A 15,237-nucleotide genomic window follows, 5' to 3' on the forward strand; every position below is an offset into this window, starting at 1 on the left:
ACACTCGTGACCATCGCTCTGACCGCTACCCTGACCGACACAGACTTCGACACCGCCGTCCGGCGCACGCGAGACGCGCTGGCAGAGCAGGGTTTCGGTGTGCTCACCGAGATCGACATGCAGGCCACCCTGAAGGCCAAGCTCGGTGAGGACATGGAGCGCTACCTGATCCTCGGCGCGTGCAACCCACCCCTGGCCCACCGCGCCGTCGGCGTCATGCGACAGATCGGCCTGCTGCTCCCCTGCAACGTCGTCGTCCGCGAAGACCCGGACAACGCGGACGCGATCATCGTCGACGCCATGAACCCCGACATCATGGTCCAGGCGACCGGAGTGCCGGCGCTCGGCGACGTCGCCCACGACGCAGCGATCAAGCTCCGCGCTGCCATCGCCACGCTCGCCGCCGAACCGGCAGCCGGACACTGAGGCTCTGATGCCCCCGGGGGTACCATCGACAGCTCACGGCAGTTCTGACAGGAGTTCATCATGGTCGGCGACGACGACAGCATCGCACTGGTACTCAACCGACTCCGGCGCGCCAACGGCCAACTCACCGGGGTCATCTCGATGATCGAGAACGGCCGCGACTGCAAGGAGGTCGTCACCCAGCTCGCCGCCGTCTCGCGCGCGCTCGACAGGGCAGGGTTCAAGATCGTCGCCACCGGCCTGCGCGAATGTATGACCGGTGCCACCGCCGACAACAAGGAACCCATGACCGAGGCGGAACTCGAGAAGCTGTTCCTCGCACTCGCGTGACGAGACGAGCACTCCTGCACACGGCGGCCCGACCGCGCGTCGCGCTCGCTGTCGTCGCCCTGGCCCTCACCGCGTGCGCTCCCTCGGGCGGTGTGCCCGTCTCGCCGGCTTCCACGTCGAGTCGAGCAGAGCGCGACGACGTCTCGACCGGACTGCAGGCTGTCGAGGAGCGCTACGACGTGACAGTGGGTGTCAGCCTCCTGAACACCGGGACCGGCGAGACGATCAGATATCGCGGAGCCGAACGCTTCGGTTTCGCTTCGACAGTGAAGGTGTTCCTGGCAGCCGAGTTCCTGCGACGAACCCCTGAGGACGCTCGGGACGACCTCGTGAGGTGGACCGCGGCCGACATCGAGCGCGCGGGATATTCACCGGTGACCACGGCACGTCTGGACACCGGACTCACGGCGGCCGAGTTGGCTGAAGCGGCCGTGCGGGAGAGCGACAACACGGCGACCAACCTCGTGTTCGACCAAATCGGCGGTCCCGCAGAGCTCGATGCGGCTCTGTCCCGACTCGGCGACGATGTCACGGACATCGTCGACGTGGAGCCGGGCCTCAACACGGTCGGACCCGACAGCACCGGAAACACCACCACCGCCGACGCGTTCACGACGAGTCTGGCCGCACTGCGGGGTGCCGGCTCGTCGACCGATGCCGACGCAGCGACCCTGGCCGAGTGGATGAGCGGGAACGCCACGGGCGACGCACTCGTCCGCGCGGGGGCGCCGAGCGGATGGACGGTGGCCGACAAGTCGGGTGGCGCCGGGGCCGTGCGGAACGACATCGCCGTCGTCACACCACCCGGCCGTCCCCCGCTGGTACTGACGGTGCTGACACGGAAGAACGACGCCTCGGCACCGTACGAGGACGCCGCGGTGAGCGAGAGCGCCGCGGTCGTCCTGAACACCGTTCGGTAGCCCCTGAACACCGTTAGGTAGCCCCTGAACACCGTTAGGTAGCCCCTGAACACCGTTAGGTAGTCTCGGAAAGTATGATCACCGCACCACTCGACGACGACATCGTCCTCGGTGCAGCCGAGCTCGAACGCGTGGATCGGGGCGTGCGCCCACACCGGCTCCCCCGTGCCGTCCGGCAACGCGATGCGGACCCGCAGCTCGCGATGATGGAGGCGCAACCGTCCGGAGTGCGTATCGCCGCGCGCACGACCGCCGTCCAGATGGTCCTCGAGGTCCACACCACGCGCATGACCTACCGGGGTGTGATGCGCGACCGGGGCGCCGTCGACGTGGTGGTGAACGACTCGATTCTTCAGTCGCACGTGCTCTCGGGCGGTGACACCGTCGAGATCGATCCGACCACCGGGACGAGCACGGTCCACCCGGGAACGACGGAACGCATCACCCTCACCGATCTGCCGGCCGGGGAGAAGACGGTCGAGATCTGGCTCCCCCACAACGAACAGGTGGATCTGGTCTCGCTGTCCGCTGATGCCGTTCTGCACCCGGCGCCGACGAGCGGACCGAGGTGGCTGCACCACGGCAGCTCGATCAGCCAGGGATCCAACGCCGCGAGCCCCACGCGCATCTGGCCTGTCGTCGCGGCCCGTCGTGCCGGCGTTCGGCTGCGCAACCTGGGTTTCGGGGGCAGCGCCTTCGTCGATCCGTTCATGGCTCGCGTCGTGCGGGACTCCCCCGCGGACGTCATCAGCGTCAAGCTGGGCATCAACGTCGTCAACCTCGATGCAATGCGCCTTCGTTCGTTCGTTCCCGCAGTTCACGGGTTCCTCGACACCGTCCGCGACGGGCACCCGACCACACCGCTGCTGCTGATCTCGCCGATCCACTGCGCGATCCACGAGAACACTCCGGGACCCGGGGCGATCGATCCCGACTCGTTCGCCGCCGGCTCCGCGAGATTTCGCGCGACGGGCACGGAGGGCGACATCGCGCTCGGACGCCTGACACTTCGCGTGATCCGTGACGCGCTCGCTCAGATCGTCGACAGTCGATCGGACGACCCGAACCTCCACCACCTCGACGGACTGCTGCTCTTCGGCGAGGACGACGAACGGCGCCACCCACTTCCGGACAACCTGCATCCCGACACCGACGCCCACGCCGTCATGGGACAGCGTTTCGCGGACATCGCCTTCGGCCCGTCAGGGCCGTTCGCGCCGACGACGACAGACGACGTGCCCGACGACGCGTCGAGAGGGTGACGGTGGCTACGGCCGGATCCGCCGCCACCTCGGGCGTCGACGAGTTGCCGGACGGTGTGTGGAGTCGCGGCGGCCCGGGTGCCACTCGTTCACCATGACCAGTGGGCGCGTTGCAGTCGTTCGCGCAACCAGAAGGGACAACCACCCTCGATGGTGAGCGCGGGGAACCACGACGGCGGGCTTCGCACGTCGATTATCACCGACATCGTGGATGTCTGTGTCGATCTGACGGGCGCCGACGGCGCCGCCCTGGTTCTGGTCCCGCCCGGCGACTGGTCGGTGCAGAATGTCGCGCACGTGACAGACGCGACGGCGGCCCGCGTCGCACGGGAACTCCAGGCAATCGGGCTCGGTCCGGTCGTCGACGCTCTCGCCGACGGTGCGGTCCACAATGCCGCGGTGGAGGATTCACTCGATCGCCTGCGGTGGCCGCAGGTGACCGGCGCCCTGAGCGTCCTGGGCGTCGGGTGGCTACGGGTGTTCCCTGTGGGCCCCCGCGCCCGACCGTCGGGAACCTTGCAACTTCACCGACGCACCTGGAGAGGTCGAGGGTGGTCGACGGAGCTCGACGGCCCTCTCGGCCGACTGGCGCACTCTCTCGGCACTCTGTGCGCCACCGACTTCGCCGCCGAGAACGGTGCACAGCCCGGCCCCGACACCGACGTGGTGCACACGGCGATCGGAATGATGGCCGCCAGGCACGAGCTTTCCGTATCCGCCGCATCCGCACTTCTGCGCGCGGTCGCTGATTCTCACGGGCGCTCGTCGGTGGCGCAGGCACGGGTCATCGTCGATTCAGTCGGGCGACGGGGAACCGGCACCTGACCTGGTTGATTGCGTCATAAGGGCAGCCTACCCTTAGCATCAAGGCATGATGCGTATTCCCGGCAGCGTTCCACGATGGACGCGACGCTCGATCACAGTTCTCATCGCCGCCGTGGCGGTGACCGCGCACCTCGTCGGCTGCAGCTCGTCGGACCCCGCTGACCCCGGTTCGGCGACGACCGCCGATGCGTCGTTCCCGAAGACGTTGCGGCACATGTACGGCGAGACTGTCCTCGACTCGACACCCGCCCGCGTGGCCACCTGGGGTGCCGGCGCCACGGATGCCGTGCTGGCTCTCGGGGTGATGCCGGTGGCCATGCCGTCGACCACGTACGGCGGCGGTGACGACCTGACGTACCCGTGGATCGCCGAGTCGATCGCCCGGAACGGCGGTGAGGCACCGGCTCTCCTGGACGACGTTTTGGGTCCCCTGTCGGTCGAGAAGCTCGTCGCAGCCGACCCCGACGTCCTGCTGGCACCACATTCCGGCCTCACTCGGAGCGAGTACGACGCGGTCACATCGGCCGGCATTCCCGTGGTCGCACCGCCGTCCGAGCTCTGGTCGACTCCGTGGCGAGACACGATCGGTGTCACCGGTGAGGTTCTCGGAAAAAGCGTCGAGGCAACGGAACTCGTGTCAGAACTGGACCAGCAGGTCGTCGATGCCGGCGCAGGACACCCCGAGTTCCGAGACCGAACCATCGCCTACGTGTCCGAGGCGCAGGACGTCTACTACCTCCTGCTTCCCTCGGACCCGCGCGTCGAGTTGCTCGAGAACCTGGGATTCACGTCCGATCCGTCCGTCACCGAACTGGCGACCGGTGATTCCACGTTCTCGACCGCGGTGTCGTCCGAGGAGATCTCCCGAATCGATGCCTCTGTCGTCTTCACACAGGTGGACACGGACGCGGCACTCCGGGAGTTCCTGTCATCCGACGTGTCGCGGCAGATCCCCGCTGTGGCGGCAGGTGCCGTCGCCGGATTCGTCGGCCAGGAAGCCGGGGCCGCCATCGGCCCGACGGCACTGACGATTCCCTACTTCCTCCCGACTCTCGTCGACGGCTTGGCGACGGCGGTCGACGCAGCGGAGCGGTGACGAGCCACCGGAGCGAGTCGAGGTCGCGCACTGGCCGGTCGGCCGGCTACGGGTGCGACCAACGAGTCGGCGGTGGCGACGAGACGACCCTGAACCGGCGGTTGCACCTTTCGGATGAATGTCGGCGGTGCCACCTTTCGCCTCTCGATGTCGTACTGCGTGGTCCCTAGCGTTCTCGAGTGACAGCACTCGGACGAAAGGACCACCACCATGACCCTCACGACCTCTCCACCGACGGAAGGACACGTCGGCCTCCGCGGACTGATTCGCCGGTATCCGCTTCTGAGCTTCTTCACCCTCGCGAATGCGCTGAGTTGGCTCGCCTGGCTTCCGTACATTCTGTCCCACAACGGAACCGGCGTATGGCACTACACATTTCCCAGCGTCTTCGGATCCAGTCAGCTGACCGGCATGTTGCCCGGCGCCTACCTGGGTCCCATCTTCTCGGCACTCGTGGTCACCGCGGTCGTGGACGGTCGGGCAGGTCTGCGGGTGTGGGCCGGTCGTCTGTTCCGGTGGCGTGTGAGCGCGCGCTGGTATGCGGTCGCCCTGCTCTCCGTGCCGGCGGTCATGATCGTCGCAGGCGCGGCGTTCTCCGGGGGGCAGATCGCGGCGCCCTCCACGGTCGCGATCATGGCCTACATACCTATGTTGTTCCTGCAGATGATCACCACCGGGCTTGCCGAAGAACCGGGCTGGCGCGATTTCGCACTCCCTCGCCTGCAGACACGATTCGGTCCGCTGGGTGCAGCGATGATTCTCGGACCCCTCTGGGGCGCGTGGCACCTTCCGCTGTTCTTCACCGAGTGGGGTGGGTGGCCGGACGCGCACTGGACCGAACCCCTCGTGTTCCTCGTCTTCTGCTGCGCCTTCAACGTCGTCATGTCGTGGGTGTTCAACAGCACCGGTCAGAGCCTGCCCGTGTCGATGCTCATGCACGTCAGCGTCAACACGTTCGCGTCCGTCATGTGGACGGACATGTTTCCGACTCTCGACACCCAGCGCGCGATGGAGGTGATGGCCGTGACCGCGAGCGTGGCTGCGGTCGCGCTGGTCGTCGTCACCCGCGGGCGTCTCGGCGTGGACTCGAGTCGCACGAACCCGGCCCACCTACAATCGCTTTCGTGATCGCTCTCCCCCGCTCGCGACGCGGCGTGGACATCGCGGTCGGTGTGGTCTGCTGGGCCGTTGCCGTGGGTGTGGCGACCCTCGTCCCACTCGACCCGTCGATGGCCCTGTCTCCGGTCGGAGGCAGGGCCTGGTGGGTGCTCGCCCTCGTGCTTACGGGTCAGGCGATCGCACTGGCGTGGACTGCGCGGCATCCACGGGTGGTGGTCGCCACCGTCGCCGTGACACCTCTGCTCGTCGCGGGCCTCGCGCCGACCGCACTGTTCAGCGTCACCTCGCTCGCCGTGATGGTGGCCGTGTACCTCATGGTCTCGCGCTCGTCGCTACGGACATCGATGCCCGCGATGGTGTCGGCCGCCGCGGCGGTTCTGCTGAGCGATGTCGTGAACCGGACGTCCCTCGACGGTTCGGGCCTCGCCTCCGGGCTGATCCAATCGGTACTGCAGACGGCCACCGTGATCGGGCTGCCCGTTCTCGTCGGATCGGTGGTGGCCGCCCGCCGAGACGCCCGGGTCGCACACGCCAGGGTATTGCGCGCCGCCGAAGGGGAACGGGATGCGCGAGTGAGCGCCGCCATCGCGGGCGAGCGTGCTGCGATGGCGCGGGAACTCCACGACATCGCGGCGCACCACCTGTCGGGGATAGCCGTGATGGCGGCGGCTGTCGGGCGCCAGATCGAGAGTGATCCGGACACGGCCAGGAGATCGGCCGACGAGATCCGTGTCCAGGCGCGGGCGGTACTGGACGATCTGCGTCAGTTGGTCGGCCTGCTGCGCGAGGACACTGCCTCCACGGAGCGTTCGGTCGAGACTCTGGGCTCGATCGACCATCTCGTCGGCCGCAGACGCGCCTCGGGTCTGGACGTCGAGCTGCGCCTGGTCGGTCTGACGGATCTCGAGGCTCTGGGCGAGCGTGTCGGGCCACTGGCTCAGCTGGTCGCGTTCCGCATGGTGCAGGAATCCCTCACCAACGCAGTGCGGCATGCCCCGGGGTCGCCCTGTGTCGTCGAGGTCAGTGCCGCGGACCCGAGTGCGGTGACGGTGACGGTGTCCAACCCGATGCGACAGTCGGCGGGGACCGCGCCACGACAGGAAGGATTCGGATTGATCGGCATGCGCGAACGCGCCGTGCTCGTCGGCGGACACGTGCACCACGGCCCTACCGCCGACGGGCGATGGACCGTGACGCTCCAGCTTCCGCGCGAGCCCGACAACGATGGGGAGCACACGTGATTCGACTCGTGCTCGCGGACGACCAGCCGCTCGTCCGCGCCGGCCTCTCGGCCTTGCTCGGATCCGAAGCGGACATCGACGTGGTCGGAGTCGCGTCCGACGGCGCCGAGGCGGTACGCCTGACCCGAGATCTGGCGCCGGACATCGCGTGCCTCGATATCCGGATGCCAGGTACCGATGGCATCGAGGCGACGCGGTTGTTGTGCGGCCCGGATGTCCAGAACCCCACTCCTGTACTGATTCTGACGACGTTCGACCTGGACGACTACGTGTTCGGCGCACTGGAGGCCGGCGCCTCAGGCTTCCTGCTCAAGGACGCGGACCCGGAGGTGATCGTCGACGCAGTGCGGCGAGTCGCCGCCGGACAGGGCACCCTGGACCAGGCGCTGACGCGGCGGATCATGCAGGAGTTCGCACGCCGACGAGCGCTACGACCCGTCACCACGGCACGCGCCGACGGAATCCTCACCGACCGCGAGCAGGACATCCTGCGCCTGCTCGCCCAGGGCATGTCGAACGACGACATCTCTCGGGCGTTGTTCGTCGAGGTGTCGACGGTCAAATCGCATCTGGCACGGATGCTTCCGAAGTTGGGAGTGCGGTCACGCCTGCAAGCAGTGGTGTGGGCTTACCAGAACAAGATCGTCGACGTGAACGAGTAGCACCCCGGCCATTGTCAGGTCGACGAGGACCGCACGCCTGTGGGTCAGCGCTGTCGTGATCGCCGACGGGCCCCTGCGAGATTGATGACCAGCGCAACGAGCGCAAGGACGGCCACGACGGCCGTCGCACCAGGGTCCACGGTCTGTGCGACGACCACGGCGCCGAAGACGAGGAGCGCTGCAACCGCGACCACCGCGAGCCCGGGCCCGCCGAGTGCTGTGCGGGTGCGACGGTCCAGACGTCCCAATTGTGTCCTCACTCCTCGACCGTACGTCATCCCGTCACCATGTCGGTCTGTCGCTGCCGATGCCACTGATCAATGGTGCGGGGGAACATCTGCGGGCCGTTCGGCATGGATCAGATGCGCCGGAGCGGGTCAGGTCACTGCGAATCGGGTGCGCAGATTGTGTGTCTGACGGTGCAGCTCCCGCAACATCTTCTTGTGCGCCGCGACCTGCTGCTCGTGCCATGCCCCCAGGGGCGCGTTCCCTCGAGACCGGGCCTCGGCGGCGAGCCGACGAGCATCCTCCAACTGGACCGTGACGGCAGCGATCTCGGCGCCGAGCGCCGTCAGGAACACCCTCGCCTGCGCCACGTCGGATTCGTCCGCCACCCCGGTTCGCCTCCCTGTCATCGATCGTTCGACCGTACTCGCGACCCGGCACGACCTGGTGCAGTGAACCGTGTACAGCACTGCCGGCTGCACCGGATCGCGTGTCACGCCCACACCATCGATGAGTTCTCGATCTTTCCAAGGTCCACATCAGTGACACGCGACGAGAGGACGAGCCCATGATCGACCACGTACTGACCGTCGTACCCGTGCACGACATCGATGTCGCACGCGAGTGGTACACGCGCCTGCTGGGACGCGAACCGACAACAACCCCATGCCGGGTCTGATCGAGTGGCAGGTCGTGCCGGGGGCGTGGATACAGGTGTTCCTCGATGCCGACCTGGCCGGCCGGACGCGGTCGAACCTCGCCGTCGACGACCTCGATGCTCACACCACCGAGCTCGCGGGCCGCGGACTCACAGTCGGCGACACCACGGACGCCACCAACGGAGTTCGACTCGCGCCGATCACCGATCCCGACGGCAACGTCATCACCCTGATAGGCGGTTTCCGGACGGTGTACTGACCGCGCGGTGCCGTATCCCGGGAGACGTTCGGATCACCTCGAGCGCAAGGGGTGACGGCGAGGCACCACGTACGTCAATGTCGGAAGACATGACTGTCCTCACCGTCGCGGCCTTGTACGAACCCGATGCCGACCGGCGCAAGCGCCTTCGCACGGTCGTGGCGTCGAGCCTCCTCGGCACCACCGTCGAGTGGTACGACTTCTTCCTCTACGCCACGGCGGCGAGTGTGGTGTTCAATCGCCTGTTCTTCCCGGATCAGTCGTCCTTCGTCGGCACCATGCTGTCTTTCGCCACCTTCGCCGTCGGATTCGTGGTGCGCCCCATCGGTGGAGTCGTCTTCGGATACTTCGGAGACCGTATCGGCCGCAAGAAGACACTGGCGTTGTCGATGCTGATCATGGGTGTGGCGACCACCCTGATGGGCGTCCTGCCGACGACCGAGGACGTCGGTCTGCTGGCTCCGATTCTGTTGTTGCTGTTGCGCATCGCACAGGGTTTCGCTCTCGGCGGCGAGTGGGCCGGGGCCGTGCTTCTGGCCGTCGAGCACAGCCCGGCGCGTCGGCGTGGATTGTTCGGAAGCATCCCGCAGGTGGGTCTCGCGCTCGGCCTCGCGTTGGGCACCGGAATGTTCGCCCTGCTGCAGGTGATCTTCGACGAAGAGCAATTCCTCTCCTACGGCTGGCGCATCGCGTTCCTCGTCAGTCTCGTTCTGGTGATCGTCGGTCTGGTCGTGCGCCTGAAGGTGGAGGAGACGCCGGCGTTCCGCGAGGTGTCGGAACTCCAGCAGCGATCGAGCGCACCGATCAAGGAGGTGTTCGCACGGCGCCATGCGCGAAGCACCGTCCTCGGACTGCTGTCGCGATGGGGCGAGGGTGCCGCCTTCAACACGTGGGGTGTCTTCGCCATCACCTACGCGACGACACAACTGAAGTTCGACAAGGTCTCGGTCCTGCTCGTGGTCACCGTGGCGGCAGTGGTGATGGCGGTGCTCATCCCGGTGTCCGGGGTGCTCGTGGACAGGGTGGGCGCCAAGCGTGTGTACATCACCGGCATCGCGGCCTACGGGCTGGCCGTGTTTCCCGTGTTCGCCCTCTTCGACACGGGCAGCCTGTGGCTCTTCGGACTCGGACTGGTCGTGGTGTTCGGCATCGTCCACGCCACCTTCTACGGAGCACAGGGCACGCTGTACGCGAGCCTGTATCCGACCGAGATCCGCTACACCGGCCTGTCCGTGGTCTACCAGTTCTCCGGGATCTACGCCTCGGGCGTGACGCCTCTCGTTCTCACCGCACTGATCGCCGCGGCGAGCGGGTCACCCTGGCTCGCGTGCGGCTTCCTCGTCGGCACGTCGGTGATCAGCGTCATCGCCACGGCGCTCGTTCGCGAGGACGATCTGCATCTGTCGCGCCCTCGCTCCGACGCGGAGACAGAGCACGACTGAGGTGAACGGTTCACACCTCGTGAACCGTCTCCGCCCGTGGCGCACGGAGCTCCAGCACGGCGGTGGTGCGCTCGGCGTCGACGGGTCTGCCGAGCAGGAACCCCTGCGCCAGATCGCATCCCGTCTCGGCGAGTGCATCGAGTTGCGCGCGGGTCTCGACGCCTTCCCCCACGACGGTCATCTCGTACGCCTTGGCCAACGCGACGATGGCGGTGACGACCGCGCGGCCCCGCCGGGTGTCGAGTGCGTCGATGTATCCCTTGTCGATCTTGAAGCACTCGAACACCGGAAACCGTTCGAGGTAGGCCAGGCTGCTGTGACCGGCGCCGACGTCGTCGAGGAGCAGCGCGACGCCCATCTCGGTCACCGCGGTGAGGTTCCGGGCGACGCGTCCGGTGTCGGCGAGCCACACCGTCTCGGTCACCTCGAGCCCCAGGGCCTGTGGCGGTAGGCCGGTCTCCCGGAGCACCGACGCGACCCGGCCGGGGAACGCCGGATCTCGCAACTGAAGCGCGCTGACGTTCACCCGCACGGTGATCGAGAAGTCCATGCGCCATCTCGCCGCCTGGCGGCACGCAGTGCGTAGCGCCCAATCCCCCAGTACCGCAGCCAGACCGGTGCGCTCGGCCACCGCTACGAACTCGGACGGCTCGATCTGCCCGAGCGTCGGGTGATTCCAGCGTGCGAGTGCTTCGACGGACACCACCTCCCCTGTCGCGATGTGCACCAAGGGTTGGTACGCGAGGGTCAACTCGTCCTCGGCCAGGGCAGCCCGCAGGTCGACCGACAGGGAGCGGACGCGGTCGGCGTCGTAGTGATCGTCCTCGGCGTCGAAGACGGCATGCGCTCCGCCGCCGCCGTCCTTGGCGCGGTGCAGCGCCAGATCGACGCGCCGTAGCAACTCCCGCACCGTGACGCCGGGCTCGGACACCGCGATACCTATCGAGGCACTCATCGGAATGGGGGCATCGGCCGCGGACGGCGGCGCGGCCAGCGCAGCGGTGACACGGAACGCGAGATCCTCGGCGTTCCGGGCGTCGTCGAAGCCCCCGCAGCCGACGAGAAACTCGTCACCTCCGAAGCGATACACCGCGTCCCGCGTTCGGACCGCAGCGACGAGACGCTCGGCGAACCGGACCAACGCGCGGTCGCCGGTGTCGTGTCCGAGGCTGTCGTTGATGATCGCGAAATCGTCGACGTCGAGGAGGAGCAACGCCACCTCGTCGCCCTGCGCACGCGCGCGAGTCAACGCATCGCCCACCGCCGAGTAGGCCCGCGTGCGGTCCGGAAGTCCCGTGAGTGGATCGTGATCGGTCTGTTCCCGGAGAAGCCGCGAGAGGTCGACGCGTTCGAGCGCTGCGGAGAACACTCCGGCCACCGCCGACAGGAACGCGATGTCCGTGTCGTCGAACAGATTCGGTTCCGCCCCGAACACGATCAGCGCGCCCCACACCCCGGCACTCGTCGTGATCGGCACTGCGGCGCCGCTGCGAAAGCCGACCGACGACATGATGGACGTGTCGAATCGTGTCTCTGTCTCGCCGTCCGAGCAGACGGTCAATCGACCTTGCGCCAGAGCGAATCCGGCCAGGGAGCCCGCGCCGGACCGCACCTCGACATCGGTGCGCAGCACATGGGTGACCGCGTCGATGCGCAGAAACGGATCCTCCGGACTCTCGTGCCGCGCGAGCGCCGCGGACGCCACCCCCACCAGGGTCGCCGCGGTGGACGTCGCGGCCGTCGTCATCTCCTCCATGTCCGCGGAGACGGCGAGACCGCTGAGCCTGGCCAACGCGGTCTGCGCCAGCGCGAAGCGGCGGGACGCGAGGACGTCCGCGAGGACACGAGCGGGAATCGTCACCATCACTCCGTTCGGGCGTCTGCGGGACGATGGTCGGTTCGACCACGGGCGCACGTCACGAGCGACGAACCCGACATTCACGGCTTATGACGCGTCCAGCATGGCACGATGCCGCGCCTGTGGCAGTGTGAACGTCGAGGAAGGTACCGGTCCGGGAACACAGCCGCCGGGCCGAGGTGCTCAGAAGCTGCGGGCAGCGACGCCTCGGGACACCAGGTCGGCCGCGAACATCCGTGTCAGCGTGTCCGACGTCGCCCCGACCATCACGACGACCGACCGCGTCAGCGGGGGTGTCATCGACTTGACGATCCCGGCGAAGCGAGCGGGAACGGCGGCGGCCGGCACGAGCGCGACCCCCAACCCTGCGTGAGCGAGTTGTGCTGCAGTCGTGGCATGTCGAGTGTGCGTGACAGCGTCGAGCTGGACTCCGTGCGTCGCAGCCACGGTGTCGAACCATCCACGAAGGCCGTTCGACGGGTGATAGTGCACGATCGGCCTGCCGGCGAGGTTCGGCCAGGAGACGGCGTCCTCGTCGGCGAGATCGAGACCTTCCGGAATCACGACCAGGATCTCCTCGGTCCCGATCTCGGTCATCGCTGCGGACCCGCGCGACGGCGCCGGCCCCACTGCGATGTCGAGGTCGCCGTCCGTGATCGCCGTCGCCATCGCGTCGGCGCTGGTGTACTCGGTCAGATCCAGACCGATGTCCGGATGCTTCCGGGTCCAGGTGCGCAACGTCGGCGCCAGGATCGGGACGGTCATGCTCTCCGCGCACCCCAGGCGTAGCCGGCCCGCATCACCCTGTGCCGCAGCGTGTCCGGTTCGCAGAACGCGCTCGGCCGCTGCCAACGCGATCCGCGCATCGACGAGAACGGCACGGCCGGTGGGCGTGGGAAGCACGCCTCGCGGAAGCCGCTCCAGCAGAGGACTCCCGATCTCCGTCTCCAACGACGCGAGGTGATGGGAGAGCGCGGGCTGCGACAGATGCAGCTGGGCTGCTCCCGCGGTGACAGAGCCGGCGTCGACGACGGCCACGAAGCATTCCAGGGCTCGCAGAGTCGGCACCGATGGAGCGTATGTCAGCGGCGCACGCTCACGTCGGGGTGATCGTGCGACACGTCGTCGGAATGCGGAGGGAGGGGATGCGAGGGGAGAAAGACCAGCGTCAACACACCGGCCACGGCGGTGACCATCCCGGCGACGAGACTGCCGGTGGTGAAGCCGTCGACGAAGCGTTCCCGTGCGAGATCGGACAGTTGCGACCCGAGCAGTGCCCCGGTGGAACCCAACGAGTCCGCCGCCTGGCGTGCGGCTTCGAGCGCGGCGCCCACCGACTCCTGCGCGGGTTCCATCAGGACGGTCGGCAACTGCGTCGTGTTCAGACCGTCCCGGTACACCGACAGTGCGACCGACCCGATCACGGCGACACCGAGTGCTCCGCCGAGTTCGCGGGTGGCATCGTTGACCGCTGATCCCATCCCGGCCTTGTCGGTCGGAACGACTCCCATGATCGCCTCCGTCGCAGGGGCACTCGTCAGACCCAGGCCTGCGCCCAGCAGCACCATCTGACCCGCGATCTGCAGGTAGGACGTGCCCGTGTCGATCTGCGAGATCCACAGGAACGCAGCCGTCAACGATGCCAGGCCGGCGGCCACCACGATCTTGGAACCGACCAGTACCGCCAGGCGGGGACCCACCAGCGAGAACACTGCCAGCGATCCCGCGACGGGCAGCATGCGCACGCCGGTCTCGAGGGCACCGAAGCCGCGCACGGACTGGAAGTACTGGGTGACGAGGAAGATGAACCCGAACAGCGCGAAGAACGCACTGGTGACTGCCCCACTGGCAGCCGTGAAGCGCATGTTCGTGAACAGCCGCACGTCCAGCATCGGGTGGCGAGCGCGCGACTCCCGGGGACGTTCCTGCGCGACAACGGCATCGACATCACCGGGCACCTGCGCGTCGACCGCATCGCCGGAGGACGGTCCAACCTCACCTACCGCGCCCACGACGACACCACCTCGTGGATCGTGCGGCGCCCCCCGGTCAGCGGACTGACCCCCTCCGCCCACGACATGGCCCGCGAGTGGACCGTCACCCGCGCCCTCGCCGGCACCGACGTCCCCGTCGCCACCGCCGTCGCCTTCGACGCCGACGGCGCCACCCTCGGAGCTCCGATGACCGTCGTCGAGTTCGTCCACGGACAGGTCGTGCGCACCCGCACCGACCTCGACGCCCTCACCGACGACGACATCGCCGCCAACACCAGCGAACTCGTCCGTGTCCTCGCCGCGCTGCACGCCGTCGACCACCACGAGGTCGGACTCGCCGACTTCGGCAGACCCGACGGATTCACCGCCCGACAGGTCGCCACCTGGGGACGGCAATGGCACCGCGTCAAGACCCGCGACCTGAACGACATCGACCGACTCCACCGGGCCCTCACCGACGCCGTCCCCACCCACTGCGCCGCCGCCATCGTGCACAACGACTACCGCGTCGACAACACCATCCTCACCCACGGTGAACCCGGAACCGTTGCCGCACTCGTCGACTGGGAGATGTCCACCCTCGGCGACCCCCTCACCGACATCGCCCTCATGTGCGCCTACCGGCAACCCATGTTCGACACCGTCCTCGGCGTCGACGCCGCCTGGACCTCCCCCCGCTACCCCGACGCCGACGACCTCGCCCAGCACTACGCCGCCGTATCCGGACGCGACCTCGCCCACTGGAACTTCTACCGCGCCCTCGCCGACTTCAAGATCGCCGTCATCGCCGAAGGCATCGCACACCGCGCCGCCACCTCCGACGACACGGACGGCACCGCCGCAGCAGCCGCCCACGCCACAGCCGAATTCGCCGCAGCCGGGCTGCGCGCGTTCTCACGGTGACCCGCAGACACCACTT

General features: G+C 67.9%; 17 protein-coding genes. 12 read left to right on the top strand and 5 right to left on the bottom strand.

Translation table 11 applies throughout. The features are described 5' to 3' along the window. The first annotated feature begins 6 nt into the window (after positions 1-6). The 9 genes from HQ306_RS05420 (at position 7) to HQ306_RS05460 (ending at position 7,881) form a co-directional block, all read left to right on the top strand. The gene (locus tag HQ306_RS05420; RefSeq protein WP_222628046.1) at positions 7-426 is read left to right on the top strand and encodes a DUF302 domain-containing protein; all 420 of its coding nucleotides are present in this window, start codon (positions 7-9) and stop codon (positions 424-426) included. Between the two features lie 60 nt (positions 427-486). Then, positions 487-756, top strand: a complete 270-nt coding sequence (locus HQ306_RS05425) for a metal-sensitive transcriptional regulator (protein ID WP_027504397.1) — start codon at positions 487-489, stop codon at positions 754-756. Next, positions 753-1,676, top strand: a complete 924-nt coding sequence (gene bla, locus HQ306_RS05430) for a class A beta-lactamase (protein ID WP_222628048.1) — start codon at positions 753-755, stop codon at positions 1,674-1,676. The genes HQ306_RS05425 and bla overlap by 4 nt, the downstream gene beginning before the upstream one ends. A gap of 74 nt (positions 1,677-1,750) precedes the next feature. Further along, entirely contained in the window at positions 1,751-2,938 is a 1,188-nt protein-coding gene (locus HQ306_RS05435) for an SGNH/GDSL hydrolase family protein (protein WP_222628050.1), read from the top strand. Between the two features lie 150 nt (positions 2,939-3,088). Then, on the top strand, positions 3,089-3,763 hold the full coding sequence (locus HQ306_RS05440) for a hypothetical protein (protein WP_222628052.1): 675 nt from the start codon (positions 3,089-3,091) through the stop codon (positions 3,761-3,763). 46 nt (positions 3,764-3,809) lie between these two features. Next, positions 3,810-4,859 (top strand): ABC transporter substrate-binding protein, encoded by a 1,050-nt coding sequence (locus HQ306_RS05445; protein ID WP_261770258.1) that lies wholly within the window; start codon positions 3,810-3,812, stop codon positions 4,857-4,859. Positions 4,860-5,069: 210 nt separating this feature from the next. Further along, entirely contained in the window at positions 5,070-5,987 is a 918-nt protein-coding gene (locus HQ306_RS05450; protein ID WP_222628054.1) for a CPBP family intramembrane glutamic endopeptidase, read from the top strand. Further along, positions 5,984-7,219, top strand: a complete 1,236-nt coding sequence (locus HQ306_RS22540; RefSeq protein ID WP_222628056.1) for a histidine kinase — start codon at positions 5,984-5,986, stop codon at positions 7,217-7,219. The genes HQ306_RS05450 and HQ306_RS22540 overlap by 4 nt, the downstream gene beginning before the upstream one ends. Next, positions 7,216-7,881: a response regulator transcription factor gene (locus tag HQ306_RS05460; RefSeq protein WP_308014254.1), complete on the top strand. Its 666-nt coding sequence runs from the start codon at positions 7,216-7,218 to the stop codon at positions 7,879-7,881. Before HQ306_RS22540 ends, HQ306_RS05460 begins: the two co-directional genes overlap by 4 nt. Before the next feature lie 44 nt (positions 7,882-7,925). Here HQ306_RS05460 and HQ306_RS05465 read toward each other — a convergent pair whose 3' ends face one another. Continuing rightward, positions 7,926-8,141: a hypothetical protein gene (locus HQ306_RS05465; protein WP_222628064.1), complete on the bottom strand. Its 216-nt coding sequence runs from the start codon at positions 8,139-8,141 to the stop codon at positions 7,926-7,928. A gap of 117 nt (positions 8,142-8,258) precedes the next feature. Further along, positions 8,259-8,516: a hypothetical protein gene (locus HQ306_RS05470; RefSeq protein WP_222626951.1), complete on the bottom strand. Its 258-nt coding sequence runs from the start codon at positions 8,514-8,516 to the stop codon at positions 8,259-8,261. 256 nt (positions 8,517-8,772) lie between these two features. Between HQ306_RS05470 and HQ306_RS05475 the strand changes: the two genes are divergently transcribed. After that, on the top strand, positions 8,773-9,024 hold the full coding sequence (locus HQ306_RS05475; RefSeq protein ID WP_308115490.1) for a VOC family protein: 252 nt from the start codon (positions 8,773-8,775) through the stop codon (positions 9,022-9,024). 89 nt (positions 9,025-9,113) lie between these two features. After that, positions 9,114-10,466, top strand: a complete 1,353-nt coding sequence (locus HQ306_RS05480; protein ID WP_222628066.1) for an MFS transporter — start codon at positions 9,114-9,116, stop codon at positions 10,464-10,466. Between the two features lie 10 nt (positions 10,467-10,476). On the opposite strand, the gene HQ306_RS05485 is transcribed toward HQ306_RS05480, so the two are convergent. The 3 genes from HQ306_RS05485 to HQ306_RS05495 form a co-directional block, all read right to left on the bottom strand. Further along, positions 10,477-12,327, bottom strand: a complete 1,851-nt coding sequence (locus tag HQ306_RS05485) for a bifunctional diguanylate cyclase/phosphodiesterase (protein WP_222628068.1) — start codon at positions 12,325-12,327, stop codon at positions 10,477-10,479. Positions 12,328-12,507: 180 nt separating this feature from the next. Continuing rightward, positions 12,508-13,392: a LysR family transcriptional regulator gene (locus tag HQ306_RS05490; protein WP_222628070.1), complete on the bottom strand. Its 885-nt coding sequence runs from the start codon at positions 13,390-13,392 to the stop codon at positions 12,508-12,510. Between the two features lie 14 nt (positions 13,393-13,406). Next, positions 13,407-14,207, bottom strand: coding sequence for an MFS transporter (locus HQ306_RS05495; RefSeq protein ID WP_308115489.1), 801 nt, complete (start codon positions 14,205-14,207; stop codon positions 13,407-13,409). Between the two features lie 12 nt (positions 14,208-14,219). Between HQ306_RS05495 and HQ306_RS05500 the strand changes: the two genes are divergently transcribed. Continuing rightward, positions 14,220-15,221: a phosphotransferase family protein gene (locus tag HQ306_RS05500; RefSeq protein WP_222628073.1), complete on the top strand. Its 1,002-nt coding sequence runs from the start codon at positions 14,220-14,222 to the stop codon at positions 15,219-15,221. Positions 15,222-15,237 lie beyond the last annotated feature (16 nt).

The organism is Rhodococcus sp. BP-160, assembly GCF_019836205.1.
Classification (GTDB): Bacteria; Actinomycetota; Actinomycetes; order Mycobacteriales; family Mycobacteriaceae; genus Rhodococcoides.